We start from the raw sequence: 24,228 nt of genomic DNA, 5'->3' as shown, positions 1-24,228 counted from the left end.
CCGGTCGGCTGGCAACCCGGGCCGCGATCATCGGTCAGGCTGCGACAGGGCAGGGCGCACGTCTCAGCTGCTGGCGCCGCTCAGCTGCCGGGCACGCAAGAGAGCGTTGACCAGTTCCTCGGAGAGATAGGGCTTGGTGAGGATCACGCCGCGTTCGAAGCCGGCAGGGATGCTGGTACTGGCGACGCCGGTGGCCAGCACGAACGGGATGCCGCGCTCGGACAGCAACCGCGCAACCGGCTCGCTGGTCTCCCCGTTGCCCAGCCGATAGTCCAGCACGGCGATATCGGGCGCATCGTCCTGGATCAACCGCAGGGCCTGATGGACTTCGCCGACCGGGCCGGCGACGGCCGCGCCAGCATGGACCAGTTGCAACTCGAGCAGCATGGCATTCATGTCATCGTTTTCGACCACGAGTACCCGAACTCCACGCAACACCGACATTGCTTACTCCTTCACCAAGTCGGCCAGTATATCGGCCCTGACCAGGCACGGTGCCGCCGACGCCTCAGGCACCTGAATTCGTCAGGCGCGTTGTGACACTGTTCGTTTCATTCTCAAGTCGCTATACTGCGCGGCCACGCCGAAGTGGCGGAATCGGTAGACGCAGCGGACTCAAAATCCGCCGCCCTTAAAAGCGTGTGGGTTCGAGTCCCACCTTCGGCACCAGAATGTTACGGTTTCAGCAAAGCCCTTCCGGCAACCGCCGGAGGGGCTTTTTGCTATTGGCGGGCTGGCGATTGAGCGCACGCAGCAGCGGCGGCGTTTTATCCGCGCGTGCACCCGGCGTGTTGATCGCGCTGGAACCCGGCCTGGTGCTGTCGCTTGTTTGATGCCCGCATATGCGGCGCCGCTGCGTTTGGCAGTTCACGCAATGCGCCTCGTGTTCCATGCGAAGCAATGTGCGCCCTCATTCGCTTCGCCCATGCCGTCGATTCGCCGCGTGTGGCGACCACATGTGTGGCGCTGAAATGGCGTGTTTGTCCATCGCCGCCGACAACAGCGCAGGCACGCAACCATCACGCACGGTGCGTACCGTGGAGGTCTCCTTCAAACAGGTGGCCTCCATGGACTACGATTCTTCGCAGCAATTGCGCATTCTTCGCGACATCCACGATACCAAGCCGGTATCGGACGAAGAGGGAAACTGGGCGGTACGTGCGGGCTATGCCACACAGGCCGAAGACGGCGACATCGATCTGACGCACGAAGGTCGCAAGGCACTGGATGATGGCCAGGCCTGAGGCTCCTGCACCCAACATGTGCCGGTCGCGCAAGCTGCTCCTGCCGCGCGAGTGATCGTCGGTGCTCGTCGGGATGTGCATGCGTGTGCACTGCAGGCAGGCAAGAGTGAAGGATGCACACAGGCGCCAGGTCTTCGAATATGGACGCGAGTGACGAGCCTGCAGCTCGCGGGACATCGATCGTCAGATAAAAAAAGCCCCGGCATTGCCGGGGCTTTTGGATGATTGGCGTCCCCACGGGGATTCGAACCCCGGTGTCCACCGTGAAAGGGTGGTGTCCTAGGCCTCTAGACGATGGGGACGCGTATCAAAACCTCGTTGTCCAAACCAGACGGCCTAATGTCTGAAATGGTGGAGCCAGGCGGGATCGAACCGCCGACCTCCTGCATGCCATGCAGGCGCTCTCCCAGCTGAGCTATGGCCCCGCGTTGCTGCGAGCCGGCAATCATAGCGACTGAAAACGACTTTGGGAAGCGATCTGCGCAAAAAAGATGCGCGCCCATCGTTGCGCGTCGATGACGGCATGGCCACGCGCGCGAAAGTGCCTGCTGCGTTCTGCGTTCTTCGCGGGCTTGCCATCAGTGGCGCATTCGCATTCTGGGCGCCTCGTCGTTCGTGGCACGGCGCGCTGCATCATGCGTGGACGCGCTTGCTGACGTTACGCACTGTCCACTGCAATGCCGTGCTTGCTGCAAGATCTTTTGGAACGAGCAGGCGCTGGACGCATGGCGCAGGAAACGAAGATCGATCTCTGCACAGGTGAGGCATCGGCGCGTTCGCCCGCGCTGAGGTTACGCGTGTACTCTTTCGCGGAGCAGTGGCCGTCATCAGTTCACATGCACGCGAGGGCGAAGCGGCGCTGAAGCGGAATGCACGTCGTGGCGCAGGACAGCTGCAGCGCGCCCGCAGCAGCGCGCGGCCCTGCGGTCACAAGCGCACGCAAAACGCATAAAAAAGCCCCGGCATTGCCGGGGCTTTTGGATGATTGGCGTCCCCACGGGGATTCGAACCCCGGTGTCCACCGTGAAAGGGTGGTGTCCTAGGCCTCTAGACGATGGGGACGCGTATCAAAACCTGAGTTGTCACTTTAGACGGCCTAATGTCTGAAGTGGTGGAGCCAGGCGGGATCGAACCGCCGACCTCCTGCATGCCATGCAGGCGCTCTCCCAGCTGAGCTATGGCCCCACGAAACTGAGAACGAAATGATAGCGGCCTGTGAATGTTCGCGCAAGCGCTTTTTCATTCCGAATGAGACGGCGCGCGTGCGCCGCGCCGGCTCACTTGACGCCGTTCAGGTCACGCAGCTGGGTCTGCCGCGCACCGAAGTAGGCGGCGAGATCGGCAATGTCCTGGTCGCTCAGTGCAGTCGCCTGCGCGGTCATCAACGGATGCTGGCGGTCGCCGCTGCGATACGCCTGCAATGCATGCGCCAGGTAGTCGCCGTACTGGCCACCGAGTTTGGGATAACTGGGGTCGATTGGCGCGTTGCCGTCGGCACCGTGGCAATCAACGCAGCTCTGGCCGGTGGCCTTGCCCTTGGCATGTGCCAGCTTGTCGCCGGCATCGGCGCGGCCGGTCGGCAGGCCGGCGGAGGAGCCCGAGCCATGTTCGCCGCTGGCGTGGCCGGCATCGCCGGCGGAGTGATCGGTGGACTCGACCTGGGATTGGGAGCAGGCCGCCATCAGGGCAGCGACCAGGACGATGGCTAGACGCGGAGCGTGCAGGGCGTTCGGCATGTGGGCGCTTATTTGAGGGTGGACAGAAAGGCTGAGATGTCGGCGATGTCCTGCTCGGAAAAACTCTGTGCCTGCGCCTGCATGGTCGGATGCTTGCGCTTGCCCTGGCGGTACTCGGTCAGCGCCTGCGTCAGGTATTGGGCAGACTGCCCGCCGATCTTGGGCACGCGATAGCTGGGGTAGGCGTTCTTGTAGCCGGTGACGCCGTGGCAGCCCTGGCAGGTATAGGCAAGCAGGCGACCGTTGGACGGATTGCCGGACGGTGCAGCGGGTGCGGGGGCGGCCGTGGCAGGTGCCGGCGTGGCCGGAGCTGCAGGCGTGACGGATGGTGTTGCTGATGCGCCCCCAAACGGCAGGAAGACGACCAGAGCGAGACAAGCGGCGAGCGGCTGCGGGCGCATGGTTTCGTATCCGGAAGACTGATTGAGCGTCCGCACGTGGGGGCGTTACGGAACCGGACCGAGTATGCCTGCGATTTGGCGCGGCGCAAACGGGGTGAATACGCGAAGTTGAACAGACCATGACCTTTGGCGCATTGGCGGCATATGTGCCCAGGTGGTTTACTTGCCTACAACACCTGTTCACGCATCCACTAGGACACGACGATGTCGCCATTCTCCTTCTTGCCCGGCCGCAGCGGAACCTGCGCCGCCGCATTGTTGATCACCACGAGCCTGCTGCTGGGCGGTTGCAAGGCAGGAGAGGGCGAGGCCAAGGCTGCAGAAGAAAAGAAGACCGTGGACGCGGTGCCGGTGGAGACCGCCAAGGCGGCGCGGCGCGCGGTGGCCGCCAGTTACACCGGCACCGCAGCGCTGGAGCCGCGCGCCGAAGCGCAGGTGGTGGCCAAGACCTCGGGCGTTGCGCTGGCGGTGCTGGTGGAAGAAGGTCAGAAGGTGTCAGCCGGCCAGGCGCTGGTGCGACTGGATCCGGACCGCGCGCACCTGGCAGTGGCGCAGAGCGAAGCGCAACTCCGCAAGCTGGAAAACAGTTATCGCCGTGCCACGCAGTTGGTGGGCCAGCAACTGGTGAGCGCAGCGGATGTGGATCAGCTCAAGTTCGATGTGGAAAACAGCCGCGCGCAGCACCGTCTGGCATCGCTGGAGCTGTCCTACACCACGGTGCAGGCGCCGATTTCCGGGGTGATCGCCTCGCGTTCGATCAAGACCGGCAACTTCGTGCAGATCAACACGCCGATCTTTCGCATCGTCGACGATTCGCAGCTGGAAGCCACGCTCAACGTGCCCGAGCGCGAGCTGGCCACGCTCAAATCCGGCCAGCCGGTGACCTTGTTGGCCGATGCGCTGCCCGGCCAGCAGTTCGTCGGCAAGGTGGACCGCATTGCGCCGGTGGTGGATTCGGGCAGCGGCACGTTCCGGGTGGTCTGCGCGTTCGGTAAGGGCGCCGAGTCGCTGCAGCCGGGCATGTTCGGGCGCATCCGCATCGATTACGACCAGCGCAAGGATGCGTTGGTGATCCCGCGCCTGGCGTTGCTCGACGATGGCGAGCCGGCGGTGTTCGTGGTGCGCAATGGCAAGGCCAGTCGCGTAGCGGTGAAGCTGGGCTACGCCGAAGGGCCGTGGCTGGAAGTGCGCCAGGGTTTGAAAGAGGGCGATCAGGTAGTGACGGCCGGCAAGGTGGCGCTGCGCGATGGCACTGCCGTGCAGGTGATCGGCCAGCCCGATCGCAAGCCGGTCGCCGCTGCTCCGGCTGCTGCACGCGATGAGACGCACGCATGAGTGACCACGGCAACCCGCACGGTCCCGTGCACGACCCGCATGCACCATCGCCCGGTGGTGGCCTGGTCGCCTTCGCCACGCGGCGACGGGTGACCATCGCCATGATCACCGTCACCATGCTGCTGTTCGGCCTGATCGCGCTGCGCAGCCTCAAGGTCAATCTGCTGCCGGACCTGAGCTATCCCACGCTCACCGTGCGCACCGAATACACCGGTGCGGCGCCAGCGGAAATCGAGACGTTGGTGACCGAGCCGGTGGAAGAAGCCGTTGGCGTGGTCAAGAACCTGCGCAAGCTCAAGTCGATCTCGCGCACCGGGCAGAGCGATGTGGTGCTGGAGTTTGCCTGGGGCACCAACATGGACCAGGCCAGCCTGGAAGTGCGCGACAAGATGGAAGCCTTGTCGCTGCCGCTGGAAACCAAGCCGCCGGTGTTGCTGCGCTTCAATCCTTCCACCGAGCCGATCATGCGGCTGGCGTTGTCGCCCAAGCAGGCGCCGGCCTCCGACACCGATGCGATCCGCCAGCTCACCGGGCTGCGTCGTTACGCCGATGAAGATCTGAAAAAGAAACTTGAACCCGTGGCCGGCGTGGCCGCGGTCAAGGTCGGTGGCGGGCTGGAAGACGAGATCCAGGTCGATATCGATCAGCAGAAGCTGGCCCAGCTCAATCTGCCCATCGACAACGTGATCACCCGGCTCAAGGAAGAGAACGTCAATATCTCCGGCGGCCGGCTGGAAGAGGGCTCGCAACGCTATCTGGTGCGCACGGTGAACCAGTTCGTGGATCTGGACGAGATCCGCAACATGCTGGTGACCACGCAGAGCAGCAGCGGCAGCGCGGCCGAAGCGGCGATGCAGCAGATGTATGCCATTGCGGCGTCCACCGGTTCGCAAGCAGCGCTTGCAGCTGCAGCCGAAGTGCAGAGCACTTCGTCGGCGTCCAGCAGCAGCATTGCCGGCGGCATGCCGGTGCGGCTGAAGGATGTGGCGCAGGTGCGCCAGGGCTACAAGGAACGCGAGGCGATCATCCGCCTGGGCGGCAAGGAAGCAGTGGAGTTGGCGATCTACAAGGAAGGTGACGCCAACACCGTGTCCACGGCGGCGGCGCTGCGCAAGCGCCTGGAGCAACTGAAGGCGACGGTGCCGGGCGATGTGGACATCACCACCATCGAAGACCAATCGCACTTCATCGAGCATGCGATCAGCGACGTCAAGAAAGACGCGGTGATCGGCGGCGTGCTGGCGATCCTGATCATCTTCCTGTTCCTGCGCGATGGCTGGAGCACATTCGTGATCAGCCTGTCGTTACCGGTGTCGATCATCACCACGTTCTTCTTCATGGGCCAGCTGGGGCTGAGCCTCAATGTGATGTCGCTGGGCGGGCTGGCGTTGGCTACCGGCCTGGTGGTGGACGACTCGATCGTGGTGCTGGAGAGCATTGCCAAGGCACGCGAACGCGGCTTGAGCGTGCTGGACGCGGCCATTGCCGGCACCCGCGAAGTCAGCATGGCGGTGATGGCCTCCACGCTGACCACCATTGCGGTGTTCCTGCCGCTGGTGTTCGTGGAAGGCATCGCCGGGCAGTTGTTCCGCGACCAGGCGTTGACGGTGGCGATTGCGATCGCGATCTCGCTGGTGGTGTCGATGACGCTGATCCCGATGCTGAGTTCGCTCAAGGGCGCGCCGCCGATGGCGTTCCCGGACGAGCCGAGCCACCCGCAGTGGCAGCCGGAGCAGCGCTGGCTCAAGCCGGTGGCCGCCGGGCGGCGCGGGGCCGGAGCGGGCGTGCGGTATGCGTTCTTCGGCACAGCGTGGGCGGTGGTCAAACTGTGGCGCGGCATTGCGCGGGTGGTGGGGCCGGTGATGCGCAAGGCCAGCGACCTGGCGATGGCGCCGTATGGGCGTGCCGAGCGTGGTTATCTGGCGATGTTGCCGGCGGCCTTGAGGCGTCCTGGCCTGGTGCTGGGTCTGGCAGCGGCCGCATTTATCGGCACGGTGTTTCTGGTGCCGATGCTGGGCGCGGACCTGATTCCGCAGCTGGCCCAGGACCGCTTCGAAATGACCGTCAAACTGCCGTCCGGCACGCCCCTGGCGCAGACCGATGCGCTGGTGCGCGAGCTGCAGCTGGCCCATGACAAGGACCCCGGCGTTGCCTCGTTGTACGGCGTCAGCGGCAGCGGCACGCGGCTGGATGCCAATCCCACCGAGAGCGGCGAGAACATCGGCAAGCTCACCGTGGTGATGGCCGGCGGCGGCAGCCCGGACGTGGAAGCCGCCGCCACGCAGCGGCTGCGCAGCAGCATGGCCGGGCATCCGGGTGCGCAGGTGGATTTCGCGCGGCCGGCGTTGTTCAGTTTTTCGACGCCGCTGGAAGTGGAACTGCGCGGGCAGGATCTGGGCGAGCTGGAACAGGCCGGACAGAAGCTGGCGGCGATGCTGCGCGCCAATGGCCACTATGCGGACGTGAAGTCCACGGTGGAGGAAGGCTTCCCGGAAATCCAGATCCGCTTCGACCAGGAGCGCGCCGGTGCGTTGGGGCTGACCACGCGGCAGATCGCCGATGTCATCGTCAAGAAGGTGCGCGGCGATGTGGCCACGCGCTACAGCTTTCGCGATCGCAAGATCGATGTGCTGGTGCGCGCGCAGCATAGCGACCGCGCCAGCGTGGAGGCGATTCGCCAGCTGATCGTCAACCCCGGCAGCAGCCGGCCGGTGCGCCTGGCGGCAGTGGCCGAAGTGCTGGCGACCACCGGCCCGAGCGAGATCCATCGCGCCGATCAGACGCGGGTGGCAATCGTGTCGGCCGGCCTGAAGGACATCGACCTGGGTGGCGCGGTGCGTGAAGTGGAGACGATGGTGCGCAAGGACCCGCTCGCTGCCGGCGTGGGCATGCACATCGGCGGGCAGGGCGAGGAACTGGCGCAGTCGGTCAAGTCGCTGCTGTTCGCGTTCGGTCTGGCGATCTTTCTGGTGTATCTGGTGATGGCCTCGCAGTTCGAATCGCTGCTGCATCCGTTCGTCATCCTGTTCACCATCCCGCTGGCGATGGTGGGCGCGGTGCTGGCGCTGCTGATGACCGGCAAGCCGGTCTCGGTGGTGGTGTTCATCGGCCTGATCCTGCTGGTGGGGCTGGTGACCAAGAACGCGATCATCCTGATCGACAAGGTCAACCAGCTGCGCGAAGACGGCGTGCCCAAGCGCGAGGCATTGATCGAAGGCGCACGCTCGCGCTTGCGTCCGATCATCATGACCACCTTGTGCACCTTGTTCGGCTTCCTGCCGCTGGCAGTGGCCATGGGCGAGGGCGCGGAGGTGCGCGCACCGATGGCGATCACCGTGATCGGCGGCCTGCTGGTCTCGACGTTGCTGACCTTGCTGGTGATACCGGTGGTGTACGACCTGCTGGACCGGCGTGCCGATGCCTACTACCTGGAGCGTGGCCGGCGGATGGCACGACGCGAGGCGCCCGCCGGCGGCCATGCCGACGGACTGGAGGCGCTATGAGCGTTGCCGCCTTCAGCATCCGCCGGCCGGTCACCACCATCATGTGCTTCGTGTCGCTGGTGGTGGTGGGCCTGATCGCCGCGTTCCGGCTGCCGCTGGAAGCCTTGCCGGACATCTCCGCGCCATTCCTGTTCGTGCAGCTGCCGTACACCGGCTCCACCCCGGATGAGGTGGAGCGCAACCTGGTGCGGCCGGCCGAAGAAGCCCTGGCGACGATGACCGGCATCAAGCGCATGCGCTCCACGGCCACTGCCGATGGCGCCAATATCTTTATCGAGTTCAGCGACTGGGATCGCGACATCGCCATTGCCGCCTCGGACGCGCGCGAGCGTCTGGATGCCATCCGCGACGATTTTCCGGATGATCTGCAACGCTTCCACATCTTCAAGTGGTCCAGCAGCGACGAGCCGGTGCTCAAGGTGCGCCTGGCCAGCCAGACCGACCTGACCGGCGCCTATGACATGCTGGACCGCGAGTTCAAGCGGCGCATCGAGCGCATCCCCGGCGTAGCGAAGGTGGAAATTTCCGGCGCGCCGCCGAACGAAGTCGAAATCGCCATCGCACCGGACCGCCTCACCGCGCACGACCTCAGCCTCAACGACCTGAGCGAGCGGCTGGGCAAGCTCAATTTCTCGGTATCTGCCGGCCAGATCGACGACAACGGCCAGCGCATCCGCGTGCAGCCGATCGGCGAACTGCGCGATCTGCAGGAATTGCGCGAGCTGGTGCTCAACGCCAAGGGTCTTCGCCTGGGCGATATCGCCCAGGTACGCCTGAAGCCGACCCGCATGAACTACGGTCGCCGGCTCGATGGGCGGCCGGCGATCGGTCTGGATATCTACAAGGAGCGCAGCGCCAACCTGGTGGACGTCTCGCGGCTGGCCTTGAAGGAGGTCGAGGACATCCGCGCCGAGCCGGCAATGCGCGATGTGCAGGTCAAGGTCATCGACAATCAGGGCAAGGCGGTGACCTCGTCGCTGGCCGAACTGGCCGAAGCCGGCGCGGTAGGGTTGCTGCTGTCGATCACCGTGCTGTTCTTTTTCCTGCGGCACTGGCCCTCCACGCTGATGGTGACGCTGGCCATCCCGATCTGCTTTGCGATCACGCTGGGCTTCATGTATTTCGTCGGTGTCACGCTCAACATCCTGACCATGATGGGCCTGTTGCTGGCGGTCGGCATGCTGGTCGACAACGCCGTGGTGGTGGTGGAAAGCATCTACCAGGAGCGCGAGCGCATGCCCGGCCAACCGCAGCTGGCGGCGCTACTGGGCACGCGTAGCGTGGCGATCGCGCTCAGCGCCGGCACGCTCTGCCATTGCATCGTGTTCGTGCCGAACCTGTTCGGCGAGACCAACAACATCAGCATCTTCATGGCGCAGATCGCGATCACCATTTCGGTGTCGCTGCTGGCGTCGTGGCTGGTGGCGATCAGCCTCATTCCGATGCTGTCGGCGCGCATGAAGACGCCGCCGATGGTGACCTCCGAGCGCGGCGTGATCGCGCGGCTGCAGCGGCGTTACGCGCGCGTGCTGGCATGGACGCTGGCGCATCGCGGCTGGAGCGTCACCGGAATCATCCTGGTCAGTGCGATCAGCCTGGTGCCGATGAAGCTGACCAAGGTCGACATGTTCGGTGGCGATGGCGGCAACGAGGCCTATATCCAGTATCAGTGGAAGGGCTCGTACACGCGCGAGCAGCTGGGCGATGAGATCGGCCGGGTGGAAAACTATCTCGAAGCCAATCGCGCCAAATACCACATCACGCAGATCTATTCGTGGTTCAGCGAGGTGGAAGGCAGCAATACCGTGGTGACCTTCGATGCGAGCAAGGTCAAGGACCTGCCGCCTTTGCTGGAACAAATCCGCAAGGAGCTGCCGCGGTCTGCGCGTGCCGATTACAGCATCGGCAATCAGGGCGACGGCGGCAGCGGCAATCAAGGCGTACAGGTGCAGTTGGTCGGCGATTCGACCGAGGCGCTCAAGGCGTTGGCCGACGACGTGATTCCGCTGCTGGCACAACGCAAGGAGCTGCGCGACGTGCATGTGGACACCGGCGATCGCACCAGCGAACTGGCAATTCGGGTGGATCGGGAGCGGGCGGCGGCGTTCGGCTTCAGTGCCGAGCAGGTGGCCAGCTTCGTCGGCTTGGCGTTGCGTGGCACGCCGCTGCGCGAGTTCCGGCGTGGCGACAACGAGGTGCCGGTGTGGGTGCGCTTTGCCGGTGCCGAACAGAGCAAGCCGGAAGACCTGGCCAGCTTTACGGTGCGCACGAAGGATGGCCGCAGCGTGCCGTTGCTGAGCCTGGTGGAGGTGCAGATCCGTCCGGCCGCCACCCAGATCGGTCGCACCAATCGGCAGACCACGCTGACCATCAAGGCCAACCTCGCGGAGAAGGTCACCGTGCCGGAGGCGCGCGCTGCGATGGAAAAACCGCTCAAGGCGATGCGTTTCCCGGCCGGCTACAGCTACACCTTCGACGGCGGCGATTACCAGGACGATGGCGAGGCGATGGGCCAGATGGTGTTCAACCTGGTGATCGCGCTGGTGATGATCTACGTGGTGATGGCCGCCGTCTTCGAGTCGCTGTTGTTCCCGGCGGCGATCATGAGCGGCGTGCTGTTTTCCATTTTCGGGGTGTTCTGGCTGTTCTGGATCACCGGCACTGCGTTCGGAATCATGTCCTTCATCGGTATCCTGGTGTTGATGGGCGTGGTGGTGAACAACGGCATCGTGATGATCGAGCACATCAACAATCTGCGCCGCCGCGGCATGGGGCGCACGCAGGCGCTGGTGGAGGGGTCACGCGAGCGGCTGCGGCCGATCATGATGACCATGGGTACCGCCATCCTGGCGATGGTGCCGATCTCGCTGACCAGCACCACGATGTTCAACGACGGCCCGCCGTACTTCCCGATGGCGCGTGCCATTGCCGGCGGCCTGGCCTTTTCGACGGTGGTGAGCCTGCTGTTCCTGCCGACGATCTACGCCATTCTGGATGACATGAGCAACGGCGCAGCGGCGCTGGTACGACGTGCGCGCGGTGTGCCGAAGACAACGCCGATGAACGCTGCGTTGGAGTAGCGAACGAGGTGCTGCCTAACAATGCGGCTGTGGCTCTTGAAAGGCGCGCGATGCATCAAGCCCCTCTCCCGCCGGGACCTGATTAGCGCTGTGTCTCAGCTGGGCGTACGTAGTTGCCGCTCTGTGCGCCTTCCCGCGTTGGCGAAGGCGCTGGCGAGACGCGGCACCATGGCGGCCAGGTCGAAGCGGCGATTGAACCGGTAGGCATGCGCATGCAGGTAGCGCGCGCCGTATTTCGCGAAGTTCACCGCATGGTGGGTGCCGCTAAGGGCGGTTTTGAGATTGCCCAGGATCGTGTTGATCCAACGCAGACGAGGCTGCTGGGCGCCCTTGCGGCCGCCTCCGGTCACGATGGCATCGTGGCTCAGGCCTGCCCAGCCCACGCCGGTGAAGGCGGTCAGCCCGTCACTGACCACATGGGTGCCCGGTGCCAGTGCCTGCTGGGCCCAGGTGTGCACGACGCTTCTTCGGAAGCTGGAGACCACATCCAGGCGCAGGTACTGCGGGCGCCCGTGCTGCAAGGAAACCGCTGCGATAAAGGGCACTTTGTTGCGCCACTGCGGTTCTCCGGGACCACCGGCGCGTTCGCCCCCCAGATAGGCATCATCGATCTGGACCTCTCCCTCAAGCCGGCGTGACTGCTCGCGATCGGCCATCGCCGCCATCACTTTGTGCTTGATCCGCCATGCAGTGCGATAACAGACGCCCAACTGCCGAGCCAGTTCCAGCGCGGCAATTCCGTTCTTGGCTTGGCTCACCAGATAGATGGCCAGCCACCACACCTGCAAGGAAAGCTTGGTGTCCGCCATCGGCGTGCCGGCGGTCAAGCTGGTCTGTACCCGGCAGCGCGTACATTGCCACAGCTGCTGGTGGCCGCGTTCAAAGCGACTGGCATGCGTGTGCCCGCACTGCGGACACACGAAGCCATTAGGCCATCTGGCTTGCATCAACGCCTCGACACATTGCGCCTCCGAGCCATAACGGCTCAGAAAAGCCTGAATCGAGAGCCCCTTCTGGAACTGGATCCGATTGAACGTCATCGTCGTATCTCACTGAAGATCCTGCATTTCTAAACCCAGGCAGCATCACCAGCTGAGACACAGCGCTAATCAGGCCGCCGGGAGAGGGGTTAGGGTGAGGGTACGGCTCTCCGGTTGATACGGGGACCGAGGCACCTGCCTGTTAGCCACTGGCTTCGGTGAGAGGCGGCAGCCCGGCCGGGGATCAGCTCTTCGGCGCGGCAGACATCCTGTCTGACGCGCCGTCGCGGCACATCCCTGTGCCGCTCTGCGCCAATCCCCCGCCACGCTGCCGCCACGGTTTGTCATCGCCATGGCTTCGATCAGCAAAGTCGCGTAGCAAGCGACGCTTAAAAAGATCGTTTTTCAGCCTGCGATCAAGAGGTTGGAGTGGCAACCACCACGCATGAGTACTGGGTCTCCAAACCTTGTTGAGAGGATCAGCACGTCCTTTCCGACGCGCTGGATCCCTCACATCCGGTCATCAATTCGCCGAACAAAGTGTCCAGCACTCAGCCCGCACGCACCTGGCGCACGATCGCCGCGGCCTTGGCCGAGCTTTCCTTGACCTTGTCCCACTGGCCCTGTGCCAGCCAGTCCTTGGGCACCATCCACGAACCACCGATGCACAGCACGTTGGGCTGCGACAGGAACTCGGCCGCGTTGGCTTCGCTGATGCCGCCGGTGGGGCAAAGCTTGAGCTCGGACAACGGACCGGCCAGGCCCTTGAGCATCTGCAGACCGCCCACGGCGGTGGCCGGGAACAGCTTGCACACCCGGAAGCCGAGGCCCATCAAGGTCAGCAGCTCGGTCGGCGTCGCTGCGCCAGGTACGGCCGGAATCGGCGCATCGGCCAGCAGGCGCGCTAGCGGTGCAGGCGTGCCCGGGGTCACCAGGAAGTCGGCGCCGGCATCCACCGACTGACGCAACTGCAGTTCGCTGAGCACGGTGCCGGCGCCGATCACGATGTTGGGAAGCTCGCGCTTGAGCATCGCCAGCGCGTCGATCGCCACCGGCGTGCGCAAGGTCAGCTCGATCGCGGGCAGGCCGCCTTCCAGCAGCGCATCGGCGACGCGGCGTGCCTGGTCCAGCGTGTCGACAGTGACCACCGGCAGGATGCCGGCGTCGCGCAGCAGCTGTTCGGCGGTGTTCTGGGTCTGGGCAATCGTCATTGCAACTCCATTAGACGGCGGCCGCCGGGGCGGCCGCGCAGAGGGTAAGGGGTCAGGCGTCCTTGGACTCGTGCGGTGCGGCCGCCGCGGCCGCATCGGCCCCGAGTTCGTATTCGGCGTCGTAGCTCCACAGCGCACCGTCCGGATGGGTCGGGCCGCAGGAAATGGAGATCGCGCCCTGGTCGGCCGGGCCGACGACCTGCCGGTTGATCGCAAACAGGTTGCGGCCCAGGTCGTTGCCCGCCACGGCGGTGTTCGGCGCCACCTCGCGCGATGCCCATTCTTCGGCCGAGACCAGCACTTCCAGGATGCCGGCTTCGCCGTCCAGACGCACGATGTCGCCTTCGCGGACGCGTCCGATCGGGCCGCCGCGCGCCGCCTCGGGGGTGAGATGGATCGCCGCCGGGAACTTGCCCGACGCGCCGGAAAGGCGGCCATCGGTCACCAAGGCCACGCGGCGGCCCTGGTTCTGCAACAGGCCCAGCAACGGCGCCATCGAATGCAGCTCGGGCATACCGTTCGCGCGCGGGCCCTGGTAGCGCAGCACCACCACGAAATCGTGCGGCAGCACGCCGGCGGCATGCAGCTTGTTGAGCACCTGCGGCGTGTCGATCACCACCGCCGGCGCTTCGATCTTGCGATGCTGCGGCTTGACCGCCGACAGCTTGATCAGCGACCGCCCCAGGTTGCCGCGCAGCAGCCGCAGCCCGCCCTGCGCTTCGAAGGCATCGCTGACCGGGCGCGCCACGCTGTCGTCGGCGGTGGTCGCGGTACCCGGAACATAGGTGACCTTGCCGTCCTGCAGGCGTGGCTCGTTGACGTAGGCGCGCATGCCGCCCTCGACCACGGTGGGCAGGTCGTCGTGCATGTAGCCGGCGTCCATCAGCTCGCGGAACACGAACGCGGTGCCGCCCGCGGCCTGGAAGCGGTTCACGTCGGCCTCCCCGTTCGGATAGACGCGGGTCAGCAGCGGCACGGTCTGCGAAATCAGATCCATGTCGTCCCAGGTCAGCACGATGCCGGCCGCACGTGCCACCGCGATCCAGTGGATGGTGTGGTTGGTCGAGCCGCCGGTGGCCATCAGCGCGACCACCGCGTTGACGATGGCGCGCTCGTCGATCAGGCGGCCAAACGGGCGGAAATCCTGGCCCAACGCGGAGATCGCCAACGCACGTGCGGTGCCCTCGCGGGTCAACGCGTCGCGCAGCGGCAATTCCGGGTTGACGAACGAGGCGCCGGGCAACTGCACGCCCATCGCCTCCAGCAACACCTGGTTGGAATTGGCGGTGCCGTAGAAGGTGCAGGTGCCGGGCGAGTGGTAAGACGAAGATTCCGCTTCCAGCAGTTCGGCGCGGGTGGCTTCGCCGGCGGCATAGCGCTCGCGCACTTCGGCCTTCTGCTTGTTCGGGATGCCCGGCGTCATCGGGCCGGCCGGCATGAAGATCGCCGGCAGGTGCCCGAATGCCAGCGCGCCGATCAACAGCCCCGGCACGATCTTGTCGCATACGCCCAGGTACACCACGCTGTCGAACATGTCGTGACTCAGGCCGATCGCGGCCGCCTGGGCAATGTTGTCGCGCGAGAACAGCGACAGTTCCATGCCGGCGCGGCCCTGGGTCACGCCGTCGCACATGGCCGGTACGCCACCGGCGACCTGCGCGGTGGCGCCGAGCGAACGCGCCGTGTCGCGGATCAGCTGCGGATAATGCTCGAACGGCTGATGCGCCGACAGCATGTCGTTATAGGCGGTGATGATGCCCAGATTGGGGGTGGCCGCACCGCGCAGGCGCGACTTGTCGGTCGGCTCGGACGCAGCAAAGCCATGGGCAAGATTGCCGCAGCTCAAACGGCTACGGAACGGTCCCTCGCGCAGGGCGGCATCGAGACCGGCCAGATACGCCGCGCGCGACGGCGCGCTGCGCTTGCGGATACGGTCGGTGACAGCTTGGATGTTCGGATGCAGGCTCATTGGCTACCGGCTATGAGAAACGGGAAAGGAAATGCGCTTTTGATTCCCCGCACATGGATGTGCGGGCTGTTGCGAAGGTGTCGCACGAGATCGGCTCTCGCAAAGGACTCGCGCAAGATCGCCTCCTGCGAGGGAACTCGCATCACTGACACCAATGCACCCGCAAGCGCGGACCAGGCTGCTGCAGCGCCACGCGGATCGGGTACTCGCCGACATCCTCGCCTGCCAGCGCGGCCTGCAACACATCCAGCTTCTGCTTGCCGCGCAACAGCAGCAGGCGGGTCGGAATCGCGGACAGACCGGCAGGCGTGAGGGTGATGCGCAATGGCCACTGGTTCGCGCCCGGGCAGCCGGTCGCATCCAGCGAGGCGTACGGCTGCGGGCTGGCGAGCGCCTTGGGCAGGTCGGTGGAGCCTGGGAACAGCGAAGCGGTGTGTCCGTCGCCGCCCATGCCCAGCACCGCCAGACAGGCCGGCTCGGCATGGGTGGCCTGCAGGTTGGCGGTGTGCACGCACTCGGGCAACTGCTTGCCGGGGCGCACCAGCGGGATGAAGGTGGCCGCCGGCGCATGGCTCAGGAAGCTGTGATTGACCAGCCAGGCGTTGCTGTCCTGGTCCTGCGGCGAGAGCCAGCGCTCGTCGACCAGGCCCACCTCCACCCGCGACCAGTCCAGCGGGCGGTGGGCGAGGGATTCGTACACCGGCGACGGCGTCGTGCCGCCCGAGAGCAGCATGCGCGCCTGGCCACGCCGCGAAATCTCCTGTTCGAGCAGGTCGGCCATTTCGCTGGCCACCGCCTCGGTCCACTCGGCCGGGTCGTCGTAACGCACCAGGGTGATGCGCGGGTTGTCCTGCAGGTTCATCGCTGCTCCCCGGGGTGCTGGCGTTGCGCGTCCACCGCATACGCGGCGGCGCCAAGCAGGCCGGCATGCGGATGCATGACCGCCAGCGACGGCACCCGCGACATGATGGCGGAGAACCGCCCCTTGTGTTCGAAACGCTGGCGGAAGCCGGAGTGCTGCAGCGAATCCAGCACCTTGGGCACCAGCCCGCCGGTGAGGAACACGCCGTCCCAGGCGCCCTGCATCAGCACCATGTCGCCGGCGATCGCACCGAAGATGGCGCAGAACAGGTCGATGGTGCGCGCCGAACGCGGGTCGCCAGCGGCTGCGCGTGCGGTGATGTCCTTGGGCTCCAGCGGGCCCGGGTCGACCCCGGCGATCTCGCTCAGGGCGCGATGGATGTTGACCAGCCCCGGCCCGCAGATCAGGCGCTCGTTGGAGACCCGGCCGAACTGCTCGGAGAGGATCTCCAGCACGCGGATTTCCTCGGGCGTGCCCGGCGGGAAGCTGACATGGCCACCTTCGGTTTCCAGCGGAAAACAGCGCCCGTTGCGGATGATCAGACCACCCACGCCCAGGCCGGTGCCGGGACCGATCACGCCATAGTTGCGCGGCTGATCGATCGGCGCCGGCCGCCAGCTGGCGCCGCCGACCTGCACCACGTCCTGTGGCCGCAACAGGCTGATCGCCATGGCCTGGGCGGCGAAGTCGTTGATCAGGTGCAGCGTGCTGAAACCCAGCATGCTGGCGGTGCGCGTGCGCGAGATCACCCACGGATGATTGGTGATGCGGGCTTCGTCGCCATCGACGCGGCCGGCCACGGCGAACACGCCCTGGGTGGCCTGCACGCCGATCTGGTCGAGGTAGTAACGCGCGGCTTCGCCAAGCGAAGCGAACTCCACCACCGCAAATTCGCGCGAGGTGTCATCCAGCAGCGGTACCGAGGCGTCGACATCGGCCAGCGCGAAGCGCGCGTTGGTGCCGCCGATATCGGCAACCAGCACCGGCTTGGAAGGAGCGGTCATGCGTTGTTTCCCTGTGCGTCGGTGGCCGGAGGCAGGAACGGGGTGGCGGCGTCGGGGCCCCAGCTGCCAGCCGGGTAGGGCTGCAACGGCAGGGCTGCGTCCTTCCAGGCATCGCTGACGCTGTCGATCCAGGCCCACGCGGCCTTGACCTCGTCATCGCGCACGAACAGGGCCGGGTTGCCGTTGAAGGCGTCCACGAACAGCCGCTCGTAAGCGATGCGGCGGTGCAGGCCGGTTGGCACCGACAGTTCCAGTTCCAGCGGCTGCAGTTCGATGGCGCCCCATTCCGGGCCGGCCAGGCTGCTCATCAGGCCGAGTTCGATGTTTTCCTGTGGCTGCAGCTGGAAGGTCAGGCGGTTGGGCACCGCGTTCTGGCGGTCCGGGCGCTCGAACAGCCAATGCGTGACCGGCTTGAGCGTCACCACGATCCGGGTGGAGCGCTCGGCCAGGCGCTTGCCGGTGCACAGGTGGAACGGCACCCCGGCCCAGCGCCAGTTGTCGATATGCGCAGTCACCGCGACGAAGGTTTCCACGTCGCTGCCTTCCGGCGGGTGATAGGCCTGCGCCGGTTGGCCGTTGATGGTGCCGGCGGTGTAGCGGCCGCGCACGCTGTCATGCGCGGCGTGGTCGGCGGTCATCGGGCGCAGCGCCCGTAGTACCTTGACCTTCTCGTCGCGGATGCGGTCGGCTTCCAGCGAGGCCGGCGGCTCCATCGCCACCAGGCACAACAGCTGCAGGATATGGCTCTGGACCATGTCGCGCAGGGCGCCGGAGCGCGCGTAATACGCGTCGCGCCCGTCCACGCCTTCGCTTTCGGCGACCAGGATCTGCACCGACTCGATATACGTGCGGTTCCACACCGCTTCGAGCAGCGTGTTGCCGAAGCGCAGCGCGATCAGGTTCTGCACCGCCGCCTTGCCCAGGTAATGGTCGAGACGGAACACGCGGTCTTCGTCGATCAGCGCGCCGATCGACTGCAGGATCTCGCGGGCGCTGTCCGAATCGTGGCCGATCGGTTTTTCCAGCATCAGCCGGTGCGGTGCCGCCAGCGCGCCACCCAGGGCCAGGCCCTGGCAGGTGCTGATGTACAGCCCCGGCGGGATCGCCAGGTAGCTGACGCACTGGCGGTTGGCCAGCTCGCGCACGGCATTGGCCACCGACTCGGCATCGCGCAGATCCACCGAGCGGTAGTCCACCCGCTGCAGCAATGTCTGGATCTGCTCGGGCGTGGCGATCGGCAACGCCTCGGTCAGGCGCGGCCGCAGCACCTCGCGGAAGGCCTCGGTGTCGTGCGGCGACAATGCCAGCGCACGGATGCGGAAGTCCTCCGGCAACAGGCCGTCGACGAACAAGCGCAGCAGGGAGGGGAAGAGATAGCGCTGGGCGAGATCGCCGGTGGCGCCGAACAGGATCAGGGTGTTATGCATGGACCGAGTTTCAGATTCTGGAGACATCGTTATCAGCGGCTTGGCGGAAAGGCGCCGGACAGCCGGCGGTCGGTACGTCTGTTCCTGAGCGACACTTGCGTGCGCGCAGCGGGGGATGGACGCTGACGTCCAGCCCCCGATTGTTGCAGCAACGGGCCGTGAGGGGTTAGCGCCCCGGCGGCATACCTGCACCTGCGTGGCGGAATGCCGGGTGACGAGTCACTGGTGACGCCACTGGAAACTGCGGCGTGCGTCGGTAGCGGCATGGTCCCTCCCGAGATCGATGTTGCCATGTGAAAACGATTACATGTCAGAATAAACCAATGCATTCGTTTGCACAGAGATTTCGCGCAAACGGGTCGGTCGTCATTGCCGTCGGGAGGGCCGAGGGCAGGGCGCATACACAGTCGAGGCCGAACGATGGCGAAAGTGCAGTTGGAAGGTGTCCGCAAGGTCTATGAAAACGGCCAGGTGGCGGTGCAGGGCGCAAGCTTCGAGGTCGCCGACGGCGAGTTGATGGTGCTGGTCGGGCCGTCCGGCTGCGGCAAGTCGACCTTGCTGCGCATGATCGCCGGGCTGGAGGACATCAGCGCCGGCACGCTCAAGATCGGCGAGCGCGTGGTCAACGACGTGGCGCCGAAAGACCGCGACATCGCCATGGTGTTCCAGAGCTACGCGCTTTATCCGCACATGACCGTCGCCGAGAATCTGGCCTTCGGGCTCAAGCTGCGCGGCCACCCGAAGCAGGTCATCGCCGAGCGCGTCAACAATGCGGCCGAGCTGCTGGGCCTGACCCCGATGCTGGACAAGCTGCCCAAGGCCATGTCCGGCGGCCAGCGCCAGCGCGTGGCACTGGGCCGGGCGATGGTGCGCGAATCCTCGGTGTTCCTGCTCGATGAGCCGCTGTCCAACCTGGACGCCAAGCTGCGCCACAGCGTGCGCACCGAGATCGCGCAGCTGCATCGCAAGCTCGGCACCACCATGATCTATGTCACCCACGACCAGGTCGAGGCGATGACGCTCGGCCAGCGCATCGTGGTGCTCAAGGACGGCGTGATCCAGCAGATCGACAGCCCGATGGCGCTGTACGACCGCCCGGCCAATCTGTTCGTGGCCGGCTTTCTGGGCAGCCCGGCAATGAATGTGCTGCAGGGGCGTCTGGACGAGCAGGATGGCCTGCACCTGGTGCTGGCCGACGGCTGGCGGGTGCCGTTGGGCGCTGCCCGGGTTGATCGTCGCTGGTTCGGTCAGGACGTGATCGTCGGCGTGCGCCCCGAGCACCTGCAACCGTCCGAAGACGCACGGCTGGGCTTCGAGGCACGGGTGGAAGTGATCGAGCCGGTAGGCAACGAGATCTTCCTCAACCTGGACCGCGGCGGCCAGCCGCTGGTGATCCGTGTGGCGCCGCAGGCCCTGCCTGCGGTCGGGCAGCCGCTGCGCCTGGCCTTGCGCAGTGATGCGCTGCATTTCTTCGACCCGGCGACCGGGCAGCGGCTGGAACCGGCCTAACGCTCCAGGCCGGGAAGGAGGGCGAGCGGGCGCGCGCGGTGCGCGCCTGCCTGCAGCACGGCGTCATCGCCCAGGGCCAGATCCAGCGGAAGCACGGCCAGCGCCAGTGGTTCGGCGACACTGACCACTGTCCCGATGGCGGTGCCGTCGAGCACGACACTGTCGCCGGCTTCGGCCTTGCCTTCGATCTTCAGCAACTGCAACGCACGCTTGGCCTTGCCCAGAAAGTGCGTGCGCGCCACGATTTCTTGGCCGGGGTAGCAGCCCTTCTTGACGCTGAAGGCGTGCAGACGGTCCAGCGCAAGTTGTTGCGGCGTCCACTGTTCGCGCTGGGCCTGCGGCAGGCGAACCAGCCCCAGTTGCAGATCTTCCTGGCGCCATCGCGCGTCGATGCTCGGCACTTCTATAGGCGCGGCCAATGCCGTGTGCTGCACAAGCAGCAGCGTGCGCGGCCGCCCGGCTGTGCCCATGTCCAGCGCGATATGCAGCGTTCCGATATCGGCGTGTGCACCGTACGCGCGTTGCGCCGGCTCGAAGCCGCCGTACGCCGATAGCTTGATGGCGTTGATTGTCAGCTTGCGCCGGAACACGAAACGGCCGAGCTGCGCGGCGATCTCGGCTGCATTGCCGTCCGGCAACAGCATCAGCAATTGCGCGTCGTCCTCACGCAGGAGTGCGAAGATGGCAACCACGCGCCCCTTCGCCGTCAACCACGCATTCCATTGCCACTGCCCGATCGCCAGCGCCTGGACGTCATTGGCAAATTGGGCATGCGCAAACGCCACTGCATCCGCGCCGGCCAATCGGACGTATTGCATGTCGTGCAGGGAGCCAAAACCCTGCGGAATAAGATTCAGGTTGTCAGCCACGGAAGGGGAGGACTAAAATCGCAATGTTGTGAGACCACTATGATAGGCCATCCAACCCCCACGCCATCGCAGGATTCCGAGACGCAGCCTTCCCCTCAGGAGCACATTCCCGAGAAGAAGCCACTGCCCAAAGAGATCGGTGGGCGCGACGGCCCTGAGCCAACGCGCTACGGCGACTGGGAAAAAAATGGACGCTGCATCGATTTTTGAGCAGCTTTTAGCCACAGCGGCCTAGTGCCGCCCAGCCGAGATAACGAGCCCAGCGAATGGCGATCCGCGAACGTCCTCTTTCCCCGCATCTCCAGGTGTACCGCTGGCAGATCCAGATGGTGACCTCGATTCTCAATCGAGCCACCGGCATTGTTCTGTCGGTCGGCGCCTTGGGAATTGCCGCCGCCTTGCTCACATTGATGCTTGGCCCCGACCACTGGAATTGCCTGCGCGAACATGCTGCCGCCTGGTACGGGCAGGTGTTCCTGTTCGGCTGGACCTGGAGCTTTGCATTCCACCTGTTCGGTGGGTTGCGCCACATCCTGCAGGACTTTGGCCAGGGCTACGCCGTGCGTTCGTTCGTCAGCCTGGGCTGGCTGTCGGTGGTGCTGAGCCTGGTGCTCACCGCCGCGATCTGGGCTTACGTCCTGTTGTCTGGAGGTGCTGCATGAGCCGCTACCGTACCCCGCTCAAAAACGTGCGAGGCCTGGGTGCCGCCAAGACCGGTACCGAGCATTTCGTCGTCCAGCGCCTGACCGCCACCGCCCTGGTGCCGTTGTCGATCTGGTTCCTGATCTTCGTGCTGAGCCTGGTCGGCGCCGACCATGCGACCGCCAGCGCCGCCGTTGCCAAGCCGTGGAACGCGATTCTGCTGGTCGGCTTCCTGATCGCCTCGTTCTGGCATGCGCAGCTGGGCATGCAGGTGGTGCTGGAAGATTACGTGCACAACTCGCTGCTCGCGCTTGCGGCGCAGACCATCGTGCGCTTCGTCGCCGTGCTGGGCGCCATCGTCAGCGTGTTTGCCGTGGCGCGTATCGCGCTCGGCATCAGCTGAGTCGCCAGCGACCAAACAGGAATCCATAATTCGATGTCCGCTTACAAGATCACAGAACACAAGTACGACATGGTCGTGGTAGGCGCCGGCGGTGCCGGCCTGCGCGCCACGTTCGGTCTGGCCCAGAAGGGCTTGCAGACCGTCTGCCTGACCAAGGTCTTCCCGACCCGTTCGCATACCGTTGCCGCGCAGGGCGGTATTTCCGCGGCGCTCGGCAACATGGGCGAGGACGACTGGCGCTATCACTTCTACGACACCATCAAGGGCTCCGACTGGCTGGGCGACCAGGACGCGATCGAGTACATGTGTCGCGAGGCGATCCCGGCCATCATCGAGCTGGAGCACTACGGTGTGCCGTTCTCGCGCACCGAAGAGGGCAAGATCTACCAGCGTCCGTTCGGCGGCATGACCACCAAGTACGGCGAAGGCCCGTCCGCGCAGCGCACCTGCGCCGCAGCCGACCGTACCGGCCACGCCATGTTGCACACGCTGTACCAGCAGTCGCTGGCGCACAACGCGCGCTTCATGATCGAGTATTTCGCACTCGACCTGATCTTCGACGAAGAAGGCGTCTGCCGCGGCGTGCTTGCGCTGGACATGGCCGATGGCACGTTGCACCTGTTCCGCGCCCATGGCGTGGTGCTGGCCACCGGCGGTTACGGCCGTGCCTATTTCAGCGCCACCTCCGCGCATACCTGTACCGGTGACGGCGGCGGCCTGGTGATGCGTGCCGGCCTGCCGGTGCAGGACATGGAGTTCGTGCAGTTCCATCCCACCGGCATTTATGGTGCGGGCTGCCTGATCACCGAGGGCGTGCGCGGCGAAGGCGGCATTCTGCGTAACAGCAATGGCGAGCGCTTCATGGAGCGCTATGCACCGCACTACAAGGATCTGGCCTCGCGCGACGTGGTGTCGCGGTCGATGACGGTGGAGATCCGCGAAGGCCGTGGCGTGGGCGAGCACAAGGACCACATCCTGCTCGACCTGACCCACCTCGGCCCGGAAGTGATCAACGACAAGCTGCCCGGTATCGCCGAGAGCGCGCACATCTTTGCCGGTGTGGACGTGACCAAGCAGCCGATTCCGGTGCTGCCAACCGTGCACTACAACATGGGTGGCATCCCGACCAACTATTACGGCGAAGTCGTGCGCAAGCAGGGCGACAACCCGGACGCGGTGGTGCCCGGTCTGTACGCCATCGGCGAAGCTGCCTGCGTGTCGGTGCATGGCGCAAACCGCCTGGGCTCCAACTCGTTGCTGGACCTGGTGGTGTTCGGTCGTGCGGTGGCCAACCGTTGCGCCGAAACGGTCAAGACCAACCAGCCGCACAAGCCGCTGCCGTCCGATGCCTGCGACAAGGCGCTGGGCCTGCTGGACAAGCTGCGCTATGCCAACGGCTCCACGCCGACCTCGGTGATCCGCGACAACATGCAGCGCACCATGCAGTCGGACGCGGCCGTGTTCCGTACCAGCAAGACGCTGAAGGAAGGCGTGGACAAGATGGCCGAGATCTTCGCTTCCTTCGAAGACGTCAAGGTGTCGGACCGCTCGCTGGTGTGGAACTCGGACCTGATCGAGACCTACGAATTGAACAACCTGCTGCTCAATGCAGTGGCGACGATCAATTCGGCCGAGCAACGCAAGGAAAGCCGTGGCGCGCACTCGCACGAGGACTTCCCGGACCGCGACGACGTCAACTGGCAGAAGCACACGCTGGTGACCGTCGACGACAAGGGCAAGTGCGAATTCGAGTATCGCCCGGTGCACATGTACACGCTGAGCAAGGACGTGGACGTGGTCCCGCCGAAGCCGCGCGTGTACTGATTGATGCGTCTGCAACACGCCACGTCTGCGTCGAAGGTGCCTGCCGGTGTGTTCCGGCAGAGCGGCGCCATCGTGCAGCAACGAGGCCGTCGCAGGACGCAGGCGCAGCGCCGGCAACTGGCCGGCCGCTGCGCTATCGATTCGATGGTGGCATCCACCGTTTTCACTTTCATGCGCACGGTGCGGTTGTCGTTCGCACCGCGCATCGCCTGAGCCAACGAGAGCAGCT

At 65.5% G+C, this 24,228-nt stretch carries 20 protein-coding genes and 5 tRNA genes; 11 read left to right on the top strand and 14 right to left on the bottom strand.

Going from position 1 to position 24,228, the window contains the following annotated elements; all coding sequences use genetic code 11:
- Positions 1-63 precede the first annotated feature (63 nt).
- Entirely contained in the window at positions 64-444 is a 381-nt protein-coding gene (locus RZV17_RS10780; RefSeq protein WP_039409661.1) for a response regulator, read from the bottom strand.
- A 138-nt stretch (positions 445-582) separates the two neighbouring features.
- On the opposite strand from RZV17_RS10780, the gene RZV17_RS10775 reads away from it, so the two are divergent.
- Positions 583-669, top strand: a tRNA-Leu gene (locus RZV17_RS10775).
- A 311-nt stretch (positions 670-980) separates the two neighbouring features.
- On the top strand, positions 981-1,244 hold the full coding sequence (locus tag RZV17_RS10770; protein ID WP_184371175.1) for a hypothetical protein: 264 nt from the start codon (positions 981-983) through the stop codon (positions 1,242-1,244).
- Between the two features lie 226 nt (positions 1,245-1,470).
- On the opposite strand, the gene RZV17_RS10765 is transcribed toward RZV17_RS10770, so the two are convergent.
- From RZV17_RS10765 to RZV17_RS10740, 6 genes are all read right to left on the bottom strand, one after another.
- Positions 1,471-1,546 (bottom strand) — tRNA-Glu (locus RZV17_RS10765).
- A 47-nt stretch (positions 1,547-1,593) separates the two neighbouring features.
- Positions 1,594-1,669: transfer RNA gene (locus tag RZV17_RS10760), tRNA-Ala, on the bottom strand.
- Positions 1,670-2,230: 561 nt separating this feature from the next.
- A tRNA-Glu gene (locus RZV17_RS10755) sits at positions 2,231-2,306 on the bottom strand.
- A 47-nt stretch (positions 2,307-2,353) separates the two neighbouring features.
- A tRNA-Ala gene (locus RZV17_RS10750) sits at positions 2,354-2,429 on the bottom strand.
- Positions 2,430-2,521: 92 nt separating this feature from the next.
- Positions 2,522-2,980 (bottom strand): cytochrome c, encoded by a 459-nt coding sequence (locus RZV17_RS10745; RefSeq protein WP_355603276.1) that lies wholly within the window; start codon positions 2,978-2,980, stop codon positions 2,522-2,524.
- 8 nt (positions 2,981-2,988) lie between these two features.
- Entirely contained in the window at positions 2,989-3,381 is a 393-nt protein-coding gene (locus RZV17_RS10740; RefSeq protein ID WP_047694883.1) for a cytochrome c, read from the bottom strand.
- 204 nt (positions 3,382-3,585) lie between these two features.
- On the opposite strand from RZV17_RS10740, the gene RZV17_RS10735 reads away from it, so the two are divergent.
- The 3 genes from RZV17_RS10735 to RZV17_RS10725 are packed head-to-tail and all read left to right on the top strand — an operon-like array spanning position 3,586 to position 11,299.
- On the top strand, positions 3,586-4,716 hold the full coding sequence (locus tag RZV17_RS10735; RefSeq protein WP_355603272.1) for an efflux RND transporter periplasmic adaptor subunit: 1,131 nt from the start codon (positions 3,586-3,588) through the stop codon (positions 4,714-4,716).
- On the top strand, positions 4,713-8,219 hold the full coding sequence (locus RZV17_RS10730) for an efflux RND transporter permease subunit (protein WP_355603269.1): 3,507 nt from the start codon (positions 4,713-4,715) through the stop codon (positions 8,217-8,219). The genes RZV17_RS10735 and RZV17_RS10730 overlap by 4 nt, the downstream gene beginning before the upstream one ends.
- Positions 8,216-11,299 carry an efflux RND transporter permease subunit gene (locus RZV17_RS10725; RefSeq protein ID WP_355603266.1) on the top strand — a complete coding sequence of 1,028 codons (3,084 nt, stop codon included), beginning with the start codon at positions 8,216-8,218 and terminating at the stop codon, positions 11,297-11,299. Before RZV17_RS10730 ends, RZV17_RS10725 begins: the two co-directional genes overlap by 4 nt.
- Before the next feature lie 95 nt (positions 11,300-11,394).
- On the opposite strand, the gene RZV17_RS10720 is transcribed toward RZV17_RS10725, so the two are convergent.
- From RZV17_RS10720 to zwf, 6 genes are all read right to left on the bottom strand, one after another.
- Positions 11,395-12,339 carry an IS1595 family transposase gene (locus RZV17_RS10720; RefSeq protein WP_355603263.1) on the bottom strand — a complete coding sequence of 315 codons (945 nt, stop codon included), beginning with the start codon at positions 12,337-12,339 and terminating at the stop codon, positions 11,395-11,397.
- Positions 12,340-12,830: 491 nt separating this feature from the next.
- Positions 12,831-13,490, bottom strand: coding sequence for a bifunctional 4-hydroxy-2-oxoglutarate aldolase/2-dehydro-3-deoxy-phosphogluconate aldolase (locus RZV17_RS10715; protein ID WP_039409030.1), 660 nt, complete (start codon positions 13,488-13,490; stop codon positions 12,831-12,833).
- A 52-nt stretch (positions 13,491-13,542) separates the two neighbouring features.
- Entirely contained in the window at positions 13,543-15,459 is a 1,917-nt protein-coding gene (gene edd / locus RZV17_RS10710) for a phosphogluconate dehydratase (protein ID WP_355603260.1), read from the bottom strand.
- Positions 15,460-15,601: 142 nt separating this feature from the next.
- Positions 15,602-16,321 carry a 6-phosphogluconolactonase gene (pgl, locus tag RZV17_RS10705; protein ID WP_355603257.1) on the bottom strand — a complete coding sequence of 240 codons (720 nt, stop codon included), beginning with the start codon at positions 16,319-16,321 and terminating at the stop codon, positions 15,602-15,604.
- Positions 16,318-17,325, bottom strand: a complete 1,008-nt coding sequence (gene glk / locus RZV17_RS10700) for a glucokinase (protein ID WP_005995646.1) — start codon at positions 17,323-17,325, stop codon at positions 16,318-16,320. Before glk ends, pgl begins: the two co-directional genes overlap by 4 nt.
- Positions 17,322-18,752 (bottom strand): glucose-6-phosphate dehydrogenase, encoded by a 1,431-nt coding sequence (gene zwf / locus RZV17_RS10695; protein WP_104580695.1) that lies wholly within the window; start codon positions 18,750-18,752, stop codon positions 17,322-17,324. Before zwf ends, glk begins: the two co-directional genes overlap by 4 nt.
- 420 nt (positions 18,753-19,172) lie before the next feature.
- Between zwf and ugpC the strand changes: the two genes are divergently transcribed.
- Positions 19,173-20,261, top strand: coding sequence for an ABC transporter ATP-binding protein (ugpC, locus tag RZV17_RS10690; RefSeq protein WP_047694870.1), 1,089 nt, complete (start codon positions 19,173-19,175; stop codon positions 20,259-20,261).
- Here ugpC and RZV17_RS10685 read toward each other — a convergent pair.
- A complete protein-coding gene (locus RZV17_RS10685) occupies positions 20,258-21,130 on the bottom strand; it encodes a folate-binding protein YgfZ (RefSeq protein WP_047694868.1) in 873 nt (290 codons plus the stop codon). The genes ugpC and RZV17_RS10685 overlap by 4 nt on opposite strands.
- On the opposite strand from RZV17_RS10685, the gene RZV17_RS10680 reads away from it, so the two are divergent.
- From RZV17_RS10680 to RZV17_RS10660, 5 genes are read left to right on the top strand one after another with little or no spacing between them, the layout of a single operon-like run.
- Complete coding sequence (locus RZV17_RS10680; RefSeq protein WP_338063804.1) at positions 21,032-21,340, top strand: DUF1674 domain-containing protein; 309 nt, start codon at positions 21,032-21,034, stop codon at positions 21,338-21,340. The two genes, RZV17_RS10685 and RZV17_RS10680, sit on opposite strands and share 99 nt — an antisense overlap.
- Before the next feature lie 56 nt (positions 21,341-21,396).
- Complete coding sequence (gene sdhC, locus RZV17_RS10675) at positions 21,397-21,792, top strand: succinate dehydrogenase, cytochrome b556 subunit (RefSeq protein ID WP_047694866.1); 396 nt, start codon at positions 21,397-21,399, stop codon at positions 21,790-21,792.
- Positions 21,789-22,175, top strand: a complete 387-nt coding sequence (gene sdhD, locus RZV17_RS10670) for a succinate dehydrogenase, hydrophobic membrane anchor protein (RefSeq protein ID WP_039409052.1) — start codon at positions 21,789-21,791, stop codon at positions 22,173-22,175. Before sdhC ends, sdhD begins: the two co-directional genes overlap by 4 nt.
- A gap of 33 nt (positions 22,176-22,208) precedes the next feature.
- Positions 22,209-23,999 carry a succinate dehydrogenase flavoprotein subunit gene (gene sdhA, locus RZV17_RS10665; RefSeq protein WP_039409054.1) on the top strand — a complete coding sequence of 597 codons (1,791 nt, stop codon included), beginning with the start codon at positions 22,209-22,211 and terminating at the stop codon, positions 23,997-23,999.
- 3 nt (positions 24,000-24,002) lie between these two features.
- Positions 24,003-24,212 (top strand): hypothetical protein, encoded by a 210-nt coding sequence (locus tag RZV17_RS10660; RefSeq protein ID WP_047694864.1) that lies wholly within the window; start codon positions 24,003-24,005, stop codon positions 24,210-24,212.
- The last annotated feature ends 16 nt before the right edge of the window (positions 24,213-24,228 follow it).

Origin of the sequence: Xanthomonas cannabis, from assembly GCF_040616535.1 — a bacterium.
GTDB lineage: Bacteria > Pseudomonadota > Gammaproteobacteria > Xanthomonadales > Xanthomonadaceae > Xanthomonas > Xanthomonas cannabis.
Note: the sequence above shows the minus strand (reverse complement) of the source record. Positions and strands in the feature narration are given on the sequence as shown.

Coding starts and splice junctions, on each gene's coding strand:
- RZV17_RS10780 (WP_039409661.1), bottom strand. CDS start 444: ATGTCGGTGTTGCGTGGAGTTCGGGTACTCGTGGTCGAAAACGATGAC.
- RZV17_RS10745 (WP_355603276.1), bottom strand. CDS start 2,980: ATGCCGAACGCCCTGCACGCTCCGCGTCTAGCCATCGTCCTGGTCGCT.
- RZV17_RS10740 (WP_047694883.1), bottom strand. CDS start 3,381: ATGCGCCCGCAGCCGCTCGCCGCTTGTCTCGCTCTGGTCGTCTTCCTG.
- RZV17_RS10735 (WP_355603272.1), top strand. CDS start 3,586: ATGTCGCCATTCTCCTTCTTGCCCGGCCGCAGCGGAACCTGCGCCGCC.
- RZV17_RS10730 (WP_355603269.1), top strand. CDS start 4,713: ATGAGTGACCACGGCAACCCGCACGGTCCCGTGCACGACCCGCATGCA.
- RZV17_RS10725 (WP_355603266.1), top strand. CDS start 8,216: ATGAGCGTTGCCGCCTTCAGCATCCGCCGGCCGGTCACCACCATCATG.
- RZV17_RS10720 (WP_355603263.1), bottom strand. CDS start 12,339: ATGACGTTCAATCGGATCCAGTTCCAGAAGGGGCTCTCGATTCAGGCT.
- RZV17_RS10715 (WP_039409030.1), bottom strand. CDS start 13,490: ATGACGATTGCCCAGACCCAGAACACCGCCGAACAGCTGCTGCGCGAC.
- edd (WP_355603260.1), bottom strand. CDS start 15,459: ATGAGCCTGCATCCGAACATCCAAGCTGTCACCGACCGTATCCGCAAG.
- pgl (WP_355603257.1), bottom strand. CDS start 16,321: ATGAACCTGCAGGACAACCCGCGCATCACCCTGGTGCGTTACGACGAC.
- glk (WP_005995646.1), bottom strand. CDS start 17,325: ATGACCGCTCCTTCCAAGCCGGTGCTGGTTGCCGATATCGGCGGCACC.
- zwf (WP_104580695.1), bottom strand. CDS start 18,752: ATGCATAACACCCTGATCCTGTTCGGCGCCACCGGCGATCTCGCCCAG.
- ugpC (WP_047694870.1), top strand. CDS start 19,173: ATGGCGAAAGTGCAGTTGGAAGGTGTCCGCAAGGTCTATGAAAACGGC.
- RZV17_RS10680 (WP_338063804.1), top strand. CDS start 21,032: ATGCGCAAACGCCACTGCATCCGCGCCGGCCAATCGGACGTATTGCAT.
- sdhC (WP_047694866.1), top strand. CDS start 21,397: ATGGCGATCCGCGAACGTCCTCTTTCCCCGCATCTCCAGGTGTACCGC.
- sdhD (WP_039409052.1), top strand. CDS start 21,789: ATGAGCCGCTACCGTACCCCGCTCAAAAACGTGCGAGGCCTGGGTGCC.
- sdhA (WP_039409054.1), top strand. CDS start 22,209: ATGTCCGCTTACAAGATCACAGAACACAAGTACGACATGGTCGTGGTA.
- RZV17_RS10660 (WP_047694864.1), top strand. CDS start 24,003: ATGCGTCTGCAACACGCCACGTCTGCGTCGAAGGTGCCTGCCGGTGTG.